This is a genomic window from Paenibacillus brevis, from assembly GCF_018919145.1.
Lineage (GTDB): Bacteria > Bacillota > Bacilli > Paenibacillales > Paenibacillaceae > Fontibacillus > Fontibacillus brevis.
In genome coordinates, this window is the sequence record NZ_JAHLQJ010000012.1 from 26,960 (window position 1) to 43,021 (window position 16,062).

Consider the following 16,062-nt stretch of genomic DNA (forward strand, 5'->3'; position numbering starts at 1 on the left):
TCACGCGGTGCTGAAAAGCTGACGTTTTGCACTCGAACTATGAATTATTCTTCATCAAACAGCGCTTGTTCTTCCTGCGCTTCCTCCTCCAGCTCACTGGCCGAGGCAGGGGTCACCGAAGTGGTTAAATTGCTAGCTTCACGAATCTTTTGTTCAATCGTATTGGAAATCTCCGTATGCTCCTTCAGATACTGCTTCGCATTCTCACGTCCTTGGCCAAGGCGCTCTCCCGAGAAGGAATACCATGCCCCGGATTTATCTACGATATCCATCTCAACCCCGATATCGATAATGCTTCCTTCCTTGGAGATTCCCTCACCATACATAATATCGATCTCCGCTTGCTTGAACGGAGGTGCTACCTTGTTCTTTACAACCTTGACTCTCGTACGGTTGCCGACCATGTCATTGCCCATCTTGATCGTCTCAATACGACGCACATCCAGACGAACCGAAGAATAGAACTTCAACGCCCGTCCGCCCGGCGTTGTCTCCGGATTACCGAACATAATACCAACCTTCTCGCGCAATTGGTTGATGAAGATAGCAATCGTCTTCGACTTGCTGATGGCACCGGACAGCTTGCGCAGTGCTTGAGACATCAGGCGCGCCTGCAAGCCTACATGGGAATCCCCCATTTCGCCTTCGATCTCAGCCTTCGGTACAAGGGCCGCAACGGAGTCAATAACGATGATATCCACAGCGCCGCTCCGCACAAGTGCTTCTGCGATTTCCAACGCCTGCTCACCAGTATCCGGCTGGGACAGCAGAAGCTCATCAATATTCACGCCTAACTTGCTGGAATAGAGCGGGTCCAGCGCATGCTCTGCATCGATGAAGGCAGCTTGTCCTCCAGCCTTCTGAACCTCTGCAATGGCATGCAAGGCAACTGTAGTCTTACCGGAGGATTCCGGTCCGTATACTTCAATAATCCGACCGCGAGGAAATCCTCCGATCCCAAGTGCAATATCTAGAGCAATCGATCCGCTCGGCACAACCTCCACTTGCATATGCGTGGACTCTCCAAGCTTCATGATTGAACCTTTTCCGAATTGTTTTTCTATTTGACGAAGCGCCATATCCAGCGCAGCACGACGATCTGACAATCAGCTCACATCCTTCAATATGATAGGTAAAACACGATATCATTTGTTTCTTACGTACTTAATTGTACCTTGTTTTGATAAGTTTGCCAAGCATTTTTTCGAACATACATTCGCAATTTTATTCCCCTGCCTCCAGCACCTCCTCCCGCTAAGAAATTCAAAATCCGCTAATCACAAAAAAAGAACCGCAGCGCTACTGAAACAGTTCGCTACGGTTCTTCCGTACATTTAGTATAACCCGAACCTTCGCCGATTGGCAATGGATAGGGCATTATCGCGGGATGCCCCTGCATCTATGCTACCCCTTTTGCTGCTCCGATTTCAGCCGTCTCCATAGATGGTACAGCACAGTCTTCGCAGACCGAAGCCGGATCGTGTCTCTGTTCCCCTTCAGATTAAGCTCCAGCACCTCGGTATCCCCATCTCTTCTGGAGATGCCGATATATACGAGTCCGACAGGCTTGCGCTCTGAATAGGCCGGGCCGGCCACGCCGGTGACAGAGAGCCCGAAATCCGTATCCACAATCATGCGAACCTGTTCCGCAAGCACCTTGGCGGTCTCCGCGCTAACGGCTCCCGGAGCATGCTCGCCTTCCAGCAGGTCATGAGGGACATTCAGCAGCTTCTCCTTCATCGCATTGGAATAACACACGATCCCCCCGAGGAACACCGTAGCGCTGCCAGGAATACTGGTAATCGTCTGCATCAGCAGCCCGCCGGTGCAGCTCTCTGCCGCACTGACCGTAAGTCCCTGCTCTGTCATCAGATCAACGATTGTCTTCTCAATCGGAACGTCCTCAGTCGCGTACAGATGCTCCGGCAGGCGCCGGGCAATTTCCGACTCCAGACCCTCAAGCCGCTCCAACGCTTCCACTTCCGAGGCCGCTTTGGTCGATAAGCGGATCGTTACCTCGCTCTCCTTCGCATAGGGAGCCAAGGTCGGATCAGTTTGCTGCTCAATCAGATCAAGCAGTCTTGTCTCCAGGCCGGATTCACCAATCCCAGCAAATTTCAGCATCTTGGAGTACAGGGCCCGTTCCTCCGTTAACACATGCTGGAGAATCCAAGGCTTCGCCTGATGCTCGAACATCGGCTTCAATTCCGACGGCGGACCGGGCAGCAAAATATAAAACTTGCTGTCATGGGCAATCGCGTTGCCAACCGCAAGTCCGGTCTCATTGGCAAGCGGAGTAGCTCCGTCAATCACGAGCGCCTGACGGCGGTTGTTCTCTGTCATGGGTACCTTGCGCCCTTGAAAGAACTTCTCTACATTATCCATAGCCACCCGGTCAATGTGCAAACCGCGTCCCAGCACAGCCGCCAAAGCGTCTTTCGTCAGATCGTCCTGTGTTGGTCCAAGGCCGCCTGTGAACAATAGAATATCCGCCCGTTTCGCCGCAGTCTCAATCGCCTCGGATAGTCGGGACAGATTATCCCCCACCACGGTCTGGAAATAAACATCTATCCCGAGTGAAGCAAGCTCCCGGGATAGATACTGGGCATTACTATTTACAATTTGTCCGAGCAATAGCTCGGTCCCTACAGCAATCAGTTCAGCCTTCATATGAAAGTCTCCTTACATTTTCGAAAAGTTCAGTACAGACTTGTTCTTCACGAAATAATCGATCCCCGAGTAGATCGTGATCAGCGCGGCAAGCCAGATCAGGATCACATCAAACGGAATATTCAGCCACACAAACGGGAAATTGTTCAGCAGCAGAGCCGAGATTGCGACAATCTGGGTAATTGTCTTGGCCTTACCCCAATTGCTGGCAGCAATGACCGAGCCCTCCAGAAGGGCAACCTCCCGCAAGCCTGTTACTGCAAACTCCCTCGCTATAATCACGATAGAGATCCATGCATCACATTTGCCCATGGCCGTCAGTGCGATCAGTACCGAAGCCACAAGAAGCTTGTCAGCAAGGGGGTCAAGCAGCTTGCCGAGATTGGTCACCAGGTTATGCTTGCGCGCAATATATCCGTCAATCCCGTCAGTGCTTGCGGCAATAATAAAGATCAAGGCTGCAATCAACTGGTTCAAAGGCAGCGAGTAATCTCCGATCTCAATCGCAAAAGACCACCAGGCAGTATCAATATCAACCAATAAAAAGACCAGCATCAGCGGAATCATAAAGATCCGGGCTAGCGTAATCCGATTTGGCAGGTTCACAGGACTCCCTCCCCGGAAAGATCATATTCATAGGCATGAGTGATGCGAACCTTGACAATGTCCCCGATCTCTGAGCCGGGGCGCGTTACATAGACCTCCCCGTCGATCTCAGGAGCATCATATTGAGAGCGACCGATATATACGTCGCTGCGTCCATCATATTGTTCCAGAAGCACATCCAGCACCTGCCCGATATATTTTCTACTGGTCTCGTCCGCTACCTGACGTTGAACCTCCATCAAAGTATTGGCCCGCCATTCCTTCACATCCTCATCCAACTGATTCGGAAGCCGGGAAGCCGGCGTATCCTCTTCCTTGGAATATGTAAATACCCCTAACCGGTCAAACTTAACCTCCCGGACGAAGTCGCAGAGAGCTGCAAACTCTTCCTCCGTCTCACCGGGAAAACCTACAATCAACGAGGTTCGCAATGACACACCCGGTATTCTGTCCCGGATTCTGGCGATCAATTCCCGGATATCCCGGTTCCGGCCCGGACGGCGCATCCGCTTCAGTACGGCATCTTCACTATGCTGAAGCGGCATATCGATATATTTGCATACTCTCGGGTTATTAGCGATTTCATCGATCAATTCATCGGTGAAAAATCCGGGATACGCATAGTGAAGCCTTACCCAATGAATCCCCTCCACCTGGCTGACCTTATGCAGAAGCTCGGCTAGCTTATACTCACCGTAAAGATCCGTACCATAATTAGTGGAATCCTGAGCGATCAAACTGATCTCCTTCACACCTTGTCCAGCTAGAAGCTCCGCTTCCTCCAGAATCGAATCCATGGATCGGCTGCGGAATTTGCCGCGCATGATCGGAATACTGCAGAAGGTGCAGTTGTTATCACAGCCCTCAGCTATTTTTATATAGGTTGTATAGCTTGCAGTAGTGAGCTTCCGCGGAAGCTTCTCTTCATAATTAAACACCGGATTCCCGACAAAAACAGGTCTCTTCCCCTTTAATGCTTCATCCACGATTTGATTAATATAATGGAAATCACCGGTTCCTACAATTCCGTCAATCTCCGGCATTTCCTCCATTAACTCCTGCTTATACCGCTGAGTCAAGCAACCGGAGACGATTAGCGCCTTCAATCTGCCGGTCTCCTTGAGCTCCGCAAGATCTAGAATCGTATTAACCGATTCTTCCTTCGCAGCATCGATAAAACCGCAGGTATTGACGATAATAACGGTGGCATCCTCTTCACGTTCAACCAATGAATAGCCGCGGGCATCAATCAAACCAGACATAATTTCGGAGTCAACCAGATTTTTCTCGCAGCCAAGTGTAACGATCTTCACTTTTTCTGTCATAGTGATTATCCCCCATAAATTAAAAAACCTAATTAAGTATAATATTTCCGCAGCAACCGTGTCAAAAACATGAAAAAGTCCCGCGCATCCCTTTCGGTGCTGCACGAGACAGAACAATCCTGCTATTTCAAATTTGTAAATTGCAAATCGACCGTCAAATCGGCCTTGCGAAGCAGCTGGATAATTTGCTGCAGATCATCGCGGCTCTTGCCGGTCACCCGGATCTGGTCCCCTTGAATCTGGCTCTTGACCTTCAGCTTGGAATCCCGAATCAGGATGTTGATTTTCTTCGCATTTTCCTGATCAATTCCTTGCTTCAACTGAATCCGCTGACGCACGGTTCCCAGAGAAGCCGGCTCCACCTTGCCATAATCCAGATTTTTGATCGGCAGTCCCCGCTTGATCATCTTGGATTGCAAAATATCGACCACCGCATTCAGCTTGTATTCATCGTCCGAGACGATAACAAGCACGTCCTTCTCCACTTTAAGCTCGCTCTTGCTGTTTTTGAAATCAAACCGACTCGCAATTTCCCGTTCTGTTTGGTCAATCGCATTCGTGAGCTCCTGCATATCCATTTTCGAGACAATATCAAATGAGCTTTCGGAAGCCATTTGTCCAACCGCCTTTCCATAACATATATTGAATCCAGACGCTTACTCGCCTGTAGTATTCGTAGTAGAATTAGCACCGTTTTCTTCATTTCCCTCAGAATCCGGTACTTCGCCCAGATTCAACTGAATTCTTGAAGTGGTCTTACCATCCTCCACAACTTGTTCGGCCACCGTAATCACCGTATTTGGAGAAGCCCCCGACTTGATGAACAAGCCCTCGGCGCCAAGATCGTAATTAAGAACGTCTCCGCTTTCCATGGTGTCATAGAACAGCTTTTCCCCTGATTTGTCCCCTTTGCGCACTTCCACCCAGCTTCTTCCGCTCGCCGTAATTACGACGGGAACCTGTGCATTCGCAGGCGCCTGAACGATAAATTTAGTTGTGCTGCCCTCTTTCCCATCTTGAGCAACAATAATGCTTCCCTGCTCGGTGGAGTTATTCCCTCCCTGGTTGTTGCTGGAACCCGCGTTATCTGTGCCTGTGTCGCCAGGATCAACCGGAGTATCTGTACCTGCATTATTACCTGGATTGCTGTTTGTGTCGTTATTAGCCCCATTTCCGGAATTCCCGCTTCCAACCTCGCTGTTATTCGTAACCCGGGTCGGATCAGGTTGATCATTGTTAGCAATCTCGTCCGACTTGCCCCAGACGGAGAAATACATATATATAACAACCAAAATGAGCACGGCGAACGACCACATGAGTGTCGTTGACAGCCATTTTGAGTTCCGTTCCGCTGCACGTGTGCTCCTGCGCTTCTGCAGAACCGGCTCCATGGTAGGCTCGGGAGCTGGGTCCGGCACATGCTGCCTATGCTCTGTCAGTAATTCGTCGGGATCGATGCCGACCGCTTCGGCATAGGTTTTAATAAAGGCCCGAACATAAAAACTGCCCGGCAACACTTTATAATCTCCTGCTTCGATGGCTTCCAGGTATCTTGTACGTATTTTGGTCAATTCTTGAACATCATCCAGAGTCATTCCTCTGGCTAAGCGGGCTTCTTTAAGTTTTTGGCCCAGATCAGACACTACCATCACCTCCTGTTAATTAATTGACTCGCTGCGGCCCCACAACCTATAAGAGTCCTCTTTTGATCACGAAGTACTTCAAGCGGTTGATTCGACATCGAATCTTGCGTTCACCTTCGAAGTCCGGTACTCATGTAGGGTTTGCCTACACTCCGTTCCTCTTTCTTCAGGTTCTCACAACCTTCTCGGTGCTGAAAAGCTGACTTTTGAACTCGCTTATACATCATCCGTGTACATTGTCGTAAACGTATCATATACGATTAGCTCATCCGGATTGTTACGAAGTTCGATAATAATATCCAGATCATCATATGAATATTCCGTCTCCTTCACGAACACATCCGGATGTTCAATGACAATTGTAGAGGGCATCTTCATAATATCCTGCAATAACTGATAGTGCTTTTCATTCGAACGGATTGTACTGACTATTCCATCAATAATAAATACATTCTGATCATGCATCTCATCGTCGGACAATTGACTTCGGACGGTCTGTCTGAGCAGCGTCGAAGAGACAAAGGTCCAGCGCTTCATCGCGCAGACGCTTCCTGCAATGATCGACTCTGTCTTACCAACCCGAGGCATCCCCCGCAAGCCGATCACCTGATGTCCTTCTCTCTTCATTAATTCACCCAAAAAGTCGACGAGCAATCCCAGCTCATCTCTGGTGAACCGAAAAGTCTTCTTGTCATCTGAATCCCGAACGATATACCGGCCATGACGCACTGCAAGCAAGTCGACGAGACGCGGAGGGCGGAGCGCCGTAACCGTAATGCTGTCAACATTTCTGAGCATCTTGTCAATCAGACCGATCTTCTCATCATCATCACTTTCCAGCAGTAATCCGCGAGTCTGTCCTTCCACGCCGTTAATGGTTAATATATTGACCTCGAGCATACCGAGAGTTGAAGCGATATCTCCCAGCAGTCCGGGACGATTCTTATGTATTCTGTACTCCAGATACCATTGCTTTATATCCATCTACCAAGCACCTTCTTTAGTTCCTAGCTACCAACATTCGACAATTCCAGTCTATTTTCCTGCATACCCGCAAAATTACCTGATCAATCTTGAACAAAGCATGTACAGTCTGAGTATTTGATACGTGTCTTATGATATATAAAATAGAATTGAAAGGCAAGCCGCCCTCTGAAATGGGCGAAAAGCCCCCTGAAAGGGAGCTTTTCCTGGCTAGCTGCTTTGCTTGGACAGCTTCACCATGAGACGAGCGATCGTCTTGCGTTCCTCTTCATCGCCTACATCCCATATTGCCTTCAGTGTCCGGTTCGCCTCATTCTGAGGATCGACCTTCTCATCCAGAAAGCCGCCGATTTCGTAAGCGAGGTTGGCAATCGCCTCTTCGCTCATCCCGATTTTCTCCGCATGCTTGATACGGTCACCGAGAAACTTCTTCCAGGTATCAAAATTTTTGAGTACTGTTGACATGATTAAATCCTCCTTATGGGTTGGCGATTTAAAATCATTAAAGATCAACAGTTGTAATATGTGATTTTAAAGCAGTGCTTATGCGTCTGATGCTAAAGGTGATTTCAGGAATTGAACCTTCACATGCCTCGGATGTACTAAGTCATCCAGCCCCCGTTCGGGCTGATAATCTGTCCTGTAATATATCCGGACTCGGGCAAGGCCAAGAAATAGACGAGCGAAGAGATCTCCTCGGGTGAAGCCAGCCTTCCAGCCGGAATTTCCTCCTCCAATTGCCTAAGTTCTTCCGGATCGAACCGGTCCATCATATCGGTTCGGACCGCACCGGGCGCGACAGCGTTCACCGTCACTCCCGATGGAGCCAGTTCCTTGGCCAAGGCCTTGGTAAAGGCGTTGACTCCGCCTTTTGCGGCGGAGTAGACCACCTCGCAAGAGCCGCCCGTGATTCCCCATACCGAGGAAACATTAATGATTCGCCCGAAGCGTTGGGCGATCATATAAGGCATGAAGGTCTGAGTACACAAATAGACCCCCTTCAGATTGACGGCCATGACATTATCCCACTGTTCTTCATCCGTATCGGACAGCAGTCCATAATGCGATATCCCCGCATTATTCACCAGAATATCCGGTCTCAGCCCATGACCCTCCAGCTTTTCCTTCATCCGGTCAATTTGCTCTTTAGAGCGGAGATCCGCCGACACGGTATACACCTTCGCCCCCAGCTCAATACAGCTTCTGGCGATCTCGTTAGCCGCTTCATGAGAATTCATGTAATGAATGACCACGTTCATACCGACGGAAGCAAACCGAAGCGCAATCTGCGCTCCGATCCCCCTGCTCGCTCCGGTCACCAGTACGGTCATGTCCTTGATATTTTTCTCCTCCCCATGGCCTCCGGTCATATTAAGGACTCACCACCATGGAGACAGCCAGCTGTTCCCAATCAATATGCTCACGCAGACGGGTATTGACTTCCTCCAGGGTAAGCGATTCATAAATCGGAAGCACCTCAAACATATCCCCGCCGCGGAACCGATAACGGGTGAATTCGTGAGCAATATTTTCGGGAGAATTCAACATCCGAAGGAAGCCCCCGATTTTCTTCTTCCGCGTACGCTCGAAATCCTCTTCACGGAAGCCGCTCTGCACGATGGTCTTGATCTCCTCCGTAATGACCTCCAATAGCCGCTCCGGATCCTTGGTATCTCCGCCAATAGCCGAGAACGCATACCGGGGATTGCTGTTGAATTCATGGGAGAAGCTGTCCGAGATCAGTTCTTCGTCATACAGCTTCTGGTAGAGCTTGGAGCTTGCCCCTAGCAGCAGATCCAGCGCCAGCTTCGTGGCCAGATCACGACGCAGTAATTCAGCCCCGCTGTAGCCAACCTGTGTCTCTTTAAATCCAAACAAGCATTTGGGAAGTGACACCGGAAGCTTTGACGTTCTGCGCTTCTCATGAACCTCCTTCGGCTCGTTTTGGAATATGCGCTCTATGTCGCCTTGCGGCTGATAATTCTTCTTCTCCTGGTTTTCTCTGACCCAAGCAAATACCTGTTCAGCATCAACCCCGCCTACAATGAACAGCAGCATATTGCTTGGATGATAAAAAGCATTGTAACAAGTGTACAGTGTTTCTTTCGTAATCGTGGAAATAGACTCCACCGTGCCCGCAATATCGATTCGAACCGGATGCACGGCATACATGGCCTCAATCAATCCGAAATAAACCCGCCAATCCGGATTGTCGCGGTACATGCCGATTTCCTGTCCGATAATTCCTTTCTCCTTATCCACGTTCTGATCCGTAAAATAGGGATTCTGAACAAAGTTGATCAGTGTCTCCAAATTTTCCTTAATCTTTTCGGTCGCCGAGAAGAGATAGACCGTCTGATCGAAGCTGGTAAATGCATTGGCCGAAGCGCCTTGGGAAGCGAACTTGGCGAAAATATCTCCCTCCGGCTCCTCGAACATTTTATGCTCAAGAAAATGAGCAATTCCGTCAGGAACCTCAATTTCCTCTTGCCCTGCTACTTTGAAATGATTGTCAATAGAGCCGTACTTGGTTGAGAACGTCGCGTATATCTTCTGAAATCCCGGCTTTGGCAATACATACACCTGAAGCCCATTATCCAGTGTCTCCCGGTACAGTGTCTCCTGCAAAGAATCATATCGAATGGCTTCCACAGGCTACCCCTCCTTCTTTCCCGTCAAGAAATAGATCGTATCCAATTCAAAGGTTTGTGCCGCCTGTACCACATCCTCCGGAGTAACACGCTCAACCTGACTGAGCAGCTCATCGACCGGACGATCCTTGCCTGAGAGCACCCGGTTAAAGTCATAAGCGATCATCTCGAAAGCCGAGTCCTTCATTTCAAGCAGACTATTCCGAAGCATCGCCTTGGTCTGACTCATTTCCAACTCGCTGATTACTCCCGAGCGCATATCGGATAATTGAGCCTGAATGATCTGCAGTGCCTTCTCATAATTGGCGATTTCAATCCCCGATTGAATCGTCAATAGGCCCTTGTGTCCGTCATAGCGGGAAGCGGCGTAATACGCAAGGCTCTCCTTCTCACGCACATTGATAAACAGCTTCGAGTGCGGATAGCTTCCGAGTATTCCACTGTATAAAAGAGCCGAAGCATAGCGGTCATCCCCATAGGTAATCGGCGTGCGCAGACCCAGATTCAGCTTGCCCTGATTCACATCCAGCTGCTCGCTAACTGTCCGCACCTCTTTAACCACAGGCTCGACTTGTTCATGGGCATAGCTATGAGAAGCAGCCCGATTCAATACGAACGAGCTGCTGACCAGCTCCTGTACTTCAGCAAGCGTGGTATCTCCAACGACGTACAGGTCCAGTCTGGCTTCCTGAAGCCAGTTTTGATAAGCCTGGTAAAGCGAGCTGGCTGTAATGCGATCCAGATCGCTGCGTTCTCCTAACGGATGGAGCCGGTACGGATCGCCCTGGAACATTTCCTCAATGCAGCGCTCCGCCGCATAACGAATCTTGTCATTAATAATCGCTTCCAGCTTCTTGCGCACATTTTCGCGCTCAGCGGCAACATAATTCTCGCGGAAGGCGCCTTCCTCCAAAGCCGGTTTGGTTACGACCTCGCCAAGAAAATTGAAGGTTTGGGCCAGCAGCGGCGCTTCACTGTGCACAAAGGAATCATTAATCGTATCCATCCGGAACTGCACGATCTGATAATTGCCCCGTTTATACACATCAAATCCAAACCCCGCGCCGTACAGATGCTCTAACTGCTCCCGAAACTGCAGCGTCTCCGGATAGGAGGCAGTCCCTCTCCGAAGCACGAACGGCGTAAGGGCCGTAGAGGTTACGGTCTTGCTATCCAACGGAATGCCCGCATACAAAGACACGGCAAATGTCTTGAACCGGTTAGTCGGCAGGACATGAATATTCATATTGCCTACACTACCGCGTTCGAATAACGTTTTGTTCAAAGCTCAAAACCCCTTTTCAAGAGATTGTGCAGATCACTTCTCTCATAAAATTCAGTTCCATTCTATACCAATTCAAAGGAAAGAAGCAACCTAGAGACGGGCGGCTGCTTCTGTTCAAAGAGTACATTTACATGCAGAAAATATGCTTGCCGATCGTTTTGACCTGTGGTCGCGACCAGATCCATTTTGATGTTGCTGTCTCAGGATTAAAATAATACAAACAGCCTCCGGAGGGATCCCATCCATTGAGTGCCTGCTGAACCGCTTTGCGTGCCGTCTCATTCGGCTCAAGCCATATCTGGCCGTCAGCTACGGCTGTGAATGCTCTTGGCTGAAAAATAACGCCTGATACCGTATTGGGAAAGCTGGGGGACTTGACCCGATTCAGAATGACCGCGGCCACAGCTACCTGTCCTTCAAATGGTTCTCCGCGCGCCTCTCCGTAGACCGCGTTAGACATGATCTTCAGATCATTTTCCGACAGTCCCAAGCTGTTCGATGGAGCCAGTGCCTCTGAGCTTCCCCCCTGGTTCTGGTTGCCGGAAGAATTCGAACCTTGGCCGCTCTGATTGCCGCTCTGGTTGCCCGAAGCATGCTCCATTCCCGGCTGCCATTGCTTGGTGGCATTATATAGCTTCAGCTTGGTCTTCGGCCCTGCGTACCCATCAACCTTCAGCCCGAATTCGGATTGGAACCATTTCAAGGAATCTCTCGTCTTGGGCCCAAAAGAGCTGTCCAGTTTACCATAGTAAAAGCCTAAAAACTTCAATCTGCCCTGAAGCTCATAGACATCGCTTCCAAATGCCCCGTATTCAATCACTTGATTACTGAACACCTCAACAGCTTGCTTCGGCTGCTCCGAATTCTTATCTTCATGCCTTAGCTGACTGTTTCCGTATACGATACCGAACAACAACAGCGCTATTCCTGCGGTAATCCATACCTTGATGTTTTTCATCTCGCTATCGCTCTACCCTTCTATTGTGGAATTGACATCATGGATTGACCTTATTATGACAACCCCTGCCGGTTCCTATGCACATAGAATCGCTATCGTGACAGAGCCTTGATATGCACGGAGCGCAAAAAGCCGCATCGCCCGCAGATTGCTCTGCGCTCGATGCGGCCCGCTAGCGAGCTTCCATCAGGAAGTCATTTTATTCATCCGATACTGGTCCATCGTCATCAGAACCTCTCTCGGCTTGCTGCCTTCATACGGACCAACCACGCCTCTGGCCTCCATCGAATCGATGAGCCGCGCTGCCCGGGTGTAACCTACCCGCATTCTCCGCTGCAGGAGCGAGACAGAGGCTTGCTTGGCTTCAAGGACAATCTGGACAGCCTGATCATAGAGCTCGTCCAGCACCTCCTCCTGACCGCCTGATTCCTCTTCGACCTCTGGAACCAGACTCTCGTCATACTCGGCCTGGCCTTGATCCCTTACAAAGTTAACGATCGTCTCGACCTCCTGATCGCTCATAAAAGCACCCTGTACCCGAATCGGCTTCGAAGCCCCCATCGGCATATAGAGCATATCGCCGCGTCCGAGCAGCTTCTCGGCTCCTGCCATATCAAGAATGGTCCGCGAGTCCACCTGCGAGGATACGCCGAATGCGATCCGGGACGGAATATTCGCCTTGATCACACCGGTAATGACATCCACCGAAGGCCGCTGCGTGGCGATAATCAGATGGATTCCCGCCGCCCGGGCCATTTGTGCCAGACGGGCAATGGCATCCTCCACGTCATGAGCGGCAACCATCATCAGGTCGGCAAGCTCGTCTACAATGACGACAATATAAGGAAGCACCGCCTCAGGATTTTCCTTCATCATCTGGTTATAGCCTTCGATGTTGCGCGCTCCTGATTTGGAGAAAAGCTCATAGCGCTTCTCCATCTCCACAACAATCTTCTTGAGCGCCAGCGACGCCCTGCGCGGATCGGTCACAACCGGCGTAAGCAAATGCGGAATGCCGTTGTAGACGTTCAACTCGACCATTTTCGGGTCCACCATCATGAATTTCACTTCATCGGGCTTGGCCTTATACAGAATGCTTGTGATAATTCCGTTAATACAGACCGATTTACCGGAGCCCGTTGCTCCCGCTACGAGCAAATGAGGCATCTTTGCCAGGTTGCCGACAATCGTCTGGCCAGAGATGTCGCGGCCAAAGGCGATCGACAGCTTGGACTCCGCCTCGGTGAAGGTCGAAGTCTCCATCACTTCCCGCATAGTAACCACGGATACTTCAGAGTTCGGAACCTCAATACCGATCGCCGATTTGCCCGGAATCGGCGCCTCCATCCGGATATCCTTCGCTGCCAGCGCAAGGGCAATATCATCGGTCAAATTCACAATGCGGCTAACCTTGACACCGATATCCGGCTGGATCTCATACCTCGTTACCGCAGGGCCTCTTACGACCTCCAGCACACGCGCACGCACACCGAAGCTCTCCAATGTCGCTTCCAGCTTACGAGCCGTCTGCATATAATCGGCCTGATCGCCTGATTTGCCGGCCCCGGAAGGTCTCGACAGCAACCGGAAGGAAGGAAGCTTGTACGGCTTGGGAGCCGGCTTAGGCGGGGCTGGAGGTGCTTCCGCACCAACGCTCTCCGGATTCCCTGCAATCCCCTCCGGTTGCAGCTCCCCATGCTCTCCTGAAGCTCCCATCGGACTCAAATGCTCCGCATTCTCATAATGATTAATGCTCTCACTATCTTGAAACTTCTGTACGACTTCAGTACCGTCCATGCCTTCTGCTCCAACCGATCCCTCCGGACCAGAGAGTTCCTCTCCGTCCTGGTCCTCTTCAGGGCGCCAGCTTTCCTGACGAATATGCTCGAAGAAGTCCCGAATAATCGGGCCGGTATCCGAAGATGTTGCAGGCTCAGAGACCGCGCCGCCGCCTTGATAATCCAGCTCGTTCCAGTTAATCCCGCTGACCGAGGCCATGTCCTCTTCAGGAGGGGCTTCATTAGCCGGTTGCTCTACAGACACAGTATCTTCCTTCTCTCGCTCTCCCTTAAAGCCGAATAATTGGAAAAACACCGGTTTGTTGCGCGGATGACGAACAGAAGGCGCCTCTGCTTCCTCTTCCATCGACCCGGGAATCGGAGTTTCTTCAATTGCCGGTTTTTTAGCGGCTGCTTTACGTACAGGCTTGTCTGCTCCCTTTACCGGAACCGGCCGCAGCATGCGAAGCTTCTTGCCGAATTGCTGTCCCAGACCTCCCACCTTGCCGCGCAGTATTTTTCCAAGTTCAACATAAGAGAGTCCGGTGACAAGCATAAAGCTGATTGCCAGCATGACAATCATGATCAGCCGGGCTCCCGCCAGCCCGAACAAGGAGTAGAGCAAGGCAAACTCCAATCCGCCTATGTATCCGCCGCTTATATTTAATTGAAGCAGGCTAAATCCAGAATCACTTGAGACAGGCGAGAACAAGGCTCCCTGCAAATCCCGATGAATCTGACCCATAATATTCGAAAAGCTTAAAGAACCGACAGGAGCCAGCTTCTGCCCCATCGCCGATACGGTGCTCATCAGAGCAAAGGCAAGGGTCGCCAGCAACAGTCCGCTTCGCCTTGCCGTCCATTTCGATGGCCACTTCCTGCCAATCATCACGGCTAGTCCGATATATATCCCTACTAATGGAATCACAAAATAAAACTTGCCGAGCATGAGTGCGGACATTTTTGACAATGTCCTGCCAACCGCTGCTTCTCCCGACAAGGCAATAATCGATAGCGTGATCAGGATGATTCCATAAATTTCATATTTGAGCATACTTGCTATAGCTGTCTTTTTCTTCTTCCGTTTGCGTGCCAAACAGGAACACCCCCCAGATGAATATTATACCATAATCACCGGAGGGTACCATACGTCCTTCTTCCTCTAATTTACTCAAGCAAGGTGGGAATAAAAGCAATTTGCTTGCCGGGCGCATAAGCGGGATTCAGATAATCATCAAGGCTGCAGCGCAGCAGACGAATTATCGTCGCCCGATTTCCGGGCTCCATTCGTACTTGCATCCATACGCCGCCCAATTCAATTTCATTGTACAACCCGGCTGTCTCCGCTTGTTCCCAATAAGCCTCCTCCGGCAAAATGGTGTAATGGCTCATTGCGTGATCGCTCCTTCCACTCCCTGCCTGGCTGGCCGAGTCAGTTCAATCAAGCTGTTCAGCTTCTTAAGCCCTTCGCCAATTCCCCCAATTGCATCAATCAACCCATGCTTGACGGCATCATTTCCGCCGACGGCCGTGCCGATATCCCGATTCAACTCCCCGGTTTTGAACATCAGTTCCTTGAACATCTGTTCGGAGATATGAGAGTGTGTCGTAACAAAACGGACGACCCGTTCCTGCATCTTCTCAATATATTCGAACGTCTGAGGCACCCCGATGACCAGACCTGTCATCCGAATCGGATGGATCGTCATTGTTGCGCTTTCCGCGATCAAGGAATAATCCGAGGCAACAGCAATCGGAACACCGATACTATGCCCGCCGCCAATGACGACAGTAACCGTAGGCTTGGAAAGCGAAGCGATCATCTCCGCTATTGCCAGCCCGGCCTCCACATCACCGCCTACCGTATTCAGAATAATCATCAGACCCTCAATCCTCGGGTTCTGTTCGGCCGCGACAAGCTGGGGAATGACATGCTCGTACTTGGTCGTTTTGTTCTGCGGGGGCAGCACCAAATGACCTTCGATCTGCCCGATAATGGTCAAGCAGTATACATTGGATTCACCGGGAACCGGAACAGCGGTCTGTCCCAATTGTTGAATCGTCTCCACCACACCTGACTTTTTGTCGGAATCCGGACTTACTGCCGGAGCCTCGGTCTCCTGCATCGTTAGAGAGGAGTGATTTTTCTCGTCCATGATTGA

Annotated in this window: 15 protein-coding genes; all 15 read right to left on the bottom strand. The window is 50.5% G+C overall.

The genetic code is table 11. The features are described 5' to 3' along the window. Positions 1 to 44: 44 nt before the first annotated feature. Positions 45 to 1,106 (bottom strand): recombinase RecA, encoded by a 1,062-nt coding sequence (recA, locus tag KQJ23_RS14370; RefSeq protein ID WP_216479567.1) that lies wholly within the window; start codon positions 1,104 to 1,106, stop codon positions 45 to 47. A gap of 298 nt (positions 1,107 to 1,404) precedes the next feature. Then, positions 1,405 to 2,670 (bottom strand): competence/damage-inducible protein A, encoded by a 1,266-nt coding sequence (locus KQJ23_RS14375; RefSeq protein WP_216479568.1) that lies wholly within the window; start codon positions 2,668 to 2,670, stop codon positions 1,405 to 1,407. 12 nt (positions 2,671 to 2,682) lie between these two features. After that, positions 2,683 to 3,276, bottom strand: coding sequence for a CDP-diacylglycerol--glycerol-3-phosphate 3-phosphatidyltransferase (gene pgsA, locus KQJ23_RS14380; protein ID WP_216479569.1), 594 nt, complete (start codon positions 3,274 to 3,276; stop codon positions 2,683 to 2,685). After that, a complete protein-coding gene (gene rimO / locus KQJ23_RS14385) occupies positions 3,273 to 4,601 on the bottom strand; it encodes a 30S ribosomal protein S12 methylthiotransferase RimO (protein WP_216479570.1) in 1,329 nt (442 codons plus the stop codon). Before rimO ends, pgsA begins: the two co-directional genes overlap by 4 nt. A 122-nt stretch (positions 4,602 to 4,723) precedes the next feature. Beyond that, positions 4,724 to 5,215, bottom strand: coding sequence for a YajQ family cyclic di-GMP-binding protein (locus KQJ23_RS14390; protein ID WP_216479571.1), 492 nt, complete (start codon positions 5,213 to 5,215; stop codon positions 4,724 to 4,726). 42 nt (positions 5,216 to 5,257) lie between these two features. Beyond that, positions 5,258 to 6,250 carry a RodZ domain-containing protein gene (locus KQJ23_RS14395; RefSeq protein ID WP_430522304.1) on the bottom strand — a complete coding sequence of 331 codons (993 nt, stop codon included), beginning with the start codon at positions 6,248 to 6,250 and terminating at the stop codon, positions 5,258 to 5,260. 210 nt (positions 6,251 to 6,460) lie between these two features. After that, complete coding sequence (locus tag KQJ23_RS14400) at positions 6,461 to 7,228, bottom strand: DUF3388 domain-containing protein (RefSeq protein ID WP_216479573.1); 768 nt, start codon at positions 7,226 to 7,228, stop codon at positions 6,461 to 6,463. Between the two features lie 210 nt (positions 7,229 to 7,438). Then, positions 7,439 to 7,693 carry a DUF3243 domain-containing protein gene (locus KQJ23_RS14405; protein ID WP_216479574.1) on the bottom strand — a complete coding sequence of 85 codons (255 nt, stop codon included), beginning with the start codon at positions 7,691 to 7,693 and terminating at the stop codon, positions 7,439 to 7,441. 137 nt (positions 7,694 to 7,830) lie between these two features. Then, entirely contained in the window at positions 7,831 to 8,598 is a 768-nt protein-coding gene (gene ymfI / locus KQJ23_RS14410; protein ID WP_216479575.1) for an elongation factor P 5-aminopentanone reductase, read from the bottom strand. Between the two features lies 1 nt (position 8,599). Then, entirely contained in the window at positions 8,600 to 9,880 is a 1,281-nt protein-coding gene (gene yfmH, locus KQJ23_RS14415) for an EF-P 5-aminopentanol modification-associated protein YfmH (protein ID WP_216479576.1), read from the bottom strand. A 3-nt stretch (positions 9,881 to 9,883) separates the two neighbouring features. Further along, positions 9,884 to 11,164 (bottom strand): EF-P 5-aminopentanol modification-associated protein YfmF, encoded by a 1,281-nt coding sequence (gene yfmF, locus KQJ23_RS14420; RefSeq protein ID WP_216479577.1) that lies wholly within the window; start codon positions 11,162 to 11,164, stop codon positions 9,884 to 9,886. A 127-nt stretch (positions 11,165 to 11,291) separates the two neighbouring features. Beyond that, entirely contained in the window at positions 11,292 to 12,122 is an 831-nt protein-coding gene (gene sleB, locus KQJ23_RS14425; RefSeq protein WP_216479578.1) for a spore cortex-lytic enzyme, read from the bottom strand. 186 nt (positions 12,123 to 12,308) lie between these two features. Next, positions 12,309 to 14,996, bottom strand: coding sequence for an FtsK/SpoIIIE family DNA translocase (locus KQJ23_RS14430; RefSeq protein WP_249529781.1), 2,688 nt, complete (start codon positions 14,994 to 14,996; stop codon positions 12,309 to 12,311). A gap of 71 nt (positions 14,997 to 15,067) precedes the next feature. Beyond that, complete coding sequence (locus tag KQJ23_RS14435; RefSeq protein ID WP_216479579.1) at positions 15,068 to 15,292, bottom strand: YlzJ-like family protein; 225 nt, start codon at positions 15,290 to 15,292, stop codon at positions 15,068 to 15,070. Further along, positions 15,289 to 16,056, bottom strand: coding sequence for a ClpP family protease (locus KQJ23_RS14440; RefSeq protein ID WP_216479580.1), 768 nt, complete (start codon positions 16,054 to 16,056; stop codon positions 15,289 to 15,291). The genes KQJ23_RS14435 and KQJ23_RS14440 overlap by 4 nt, the downstream gene beginning before the upstream one ends. Between the last annotated feature and the right edge of the window lie 6 nt (positions 16,057 to 16,062).

Excerpts from the sequence above, each read along its gene's own strand:
- rimO (WP_216479570.1), bottom strand. The coding sequence starts at position 4,601 with ATGACAGAAAAAGTGAAGATCGTTACACTTGGCTGCGAGAAAAATCTG.
- KQJ23_RS14435 (WP_216479579.1), bottom strand. The coding sequence starts at position 15,292 with ATGAGCCATTACACCATTTTGCCGGAGGAGGCTTATTGGGAACAAGCG.
- KQJ23_RS14405 (WP_216479574.1), bottom strand. The coding sequence starts at position 7,693 with ATGTCAACAGTACTCAAAAATTTTGATACCTGGAAGAAGTTTCTCGGT.
- KQJ23_RS14440 (WP_216479580.1), bottom strand. The coding sequence starts at position 16,056 with ATGGACGAGAAAAATCACTCCTCTCTAACGATGCAGGAGACCGAGGCT.
- ymfI (WP_216479575.1), bottom strand. The coding sequence starts at position 8,598 with ATGACCGGAGGCCATGGGGAGGAGAAAAATATCAAGGACATGACCGTA.
- KQJ23_RS14390 (WP_216479571.1), bottom strand. The coding sequence starts at position 5,215 with ATGGCTTCCGAAAGCTCATTTGATATTGTCTCGAAAATGGATATGCAG.
- KQJ23_RS14375 (WP_216479568.1), bottom strand. The coding sequence starts at position 2,670 with ATGAAGGCTGAACTGATTGCTGTAGGGACCGAGCTATTGCTCGGACAA.
- sleB (WP_216479578.1), bottom strand. The coding sequence starts at position 12,122 with ATGAAAAACATCAAGGTATGGATTACCGCAGGAATAGCGCTGTTGTTG.
- KQJ23_RS14400 (WP_216479573.1), bottom strand. The coding sequence starts at position 7,228 with ATGGATATAAAGCAATGGTATCTGGAGTACAGAATACATAAGAATCGT.
- KQJ23_RS14395 (WP_430522304.1), bottom strand. The coding sequence starts at position 6,250 with ATGGTAGTGTCTGATCTGGGCCAAAAACTTAAAGAAGCCCGCTTAGCC.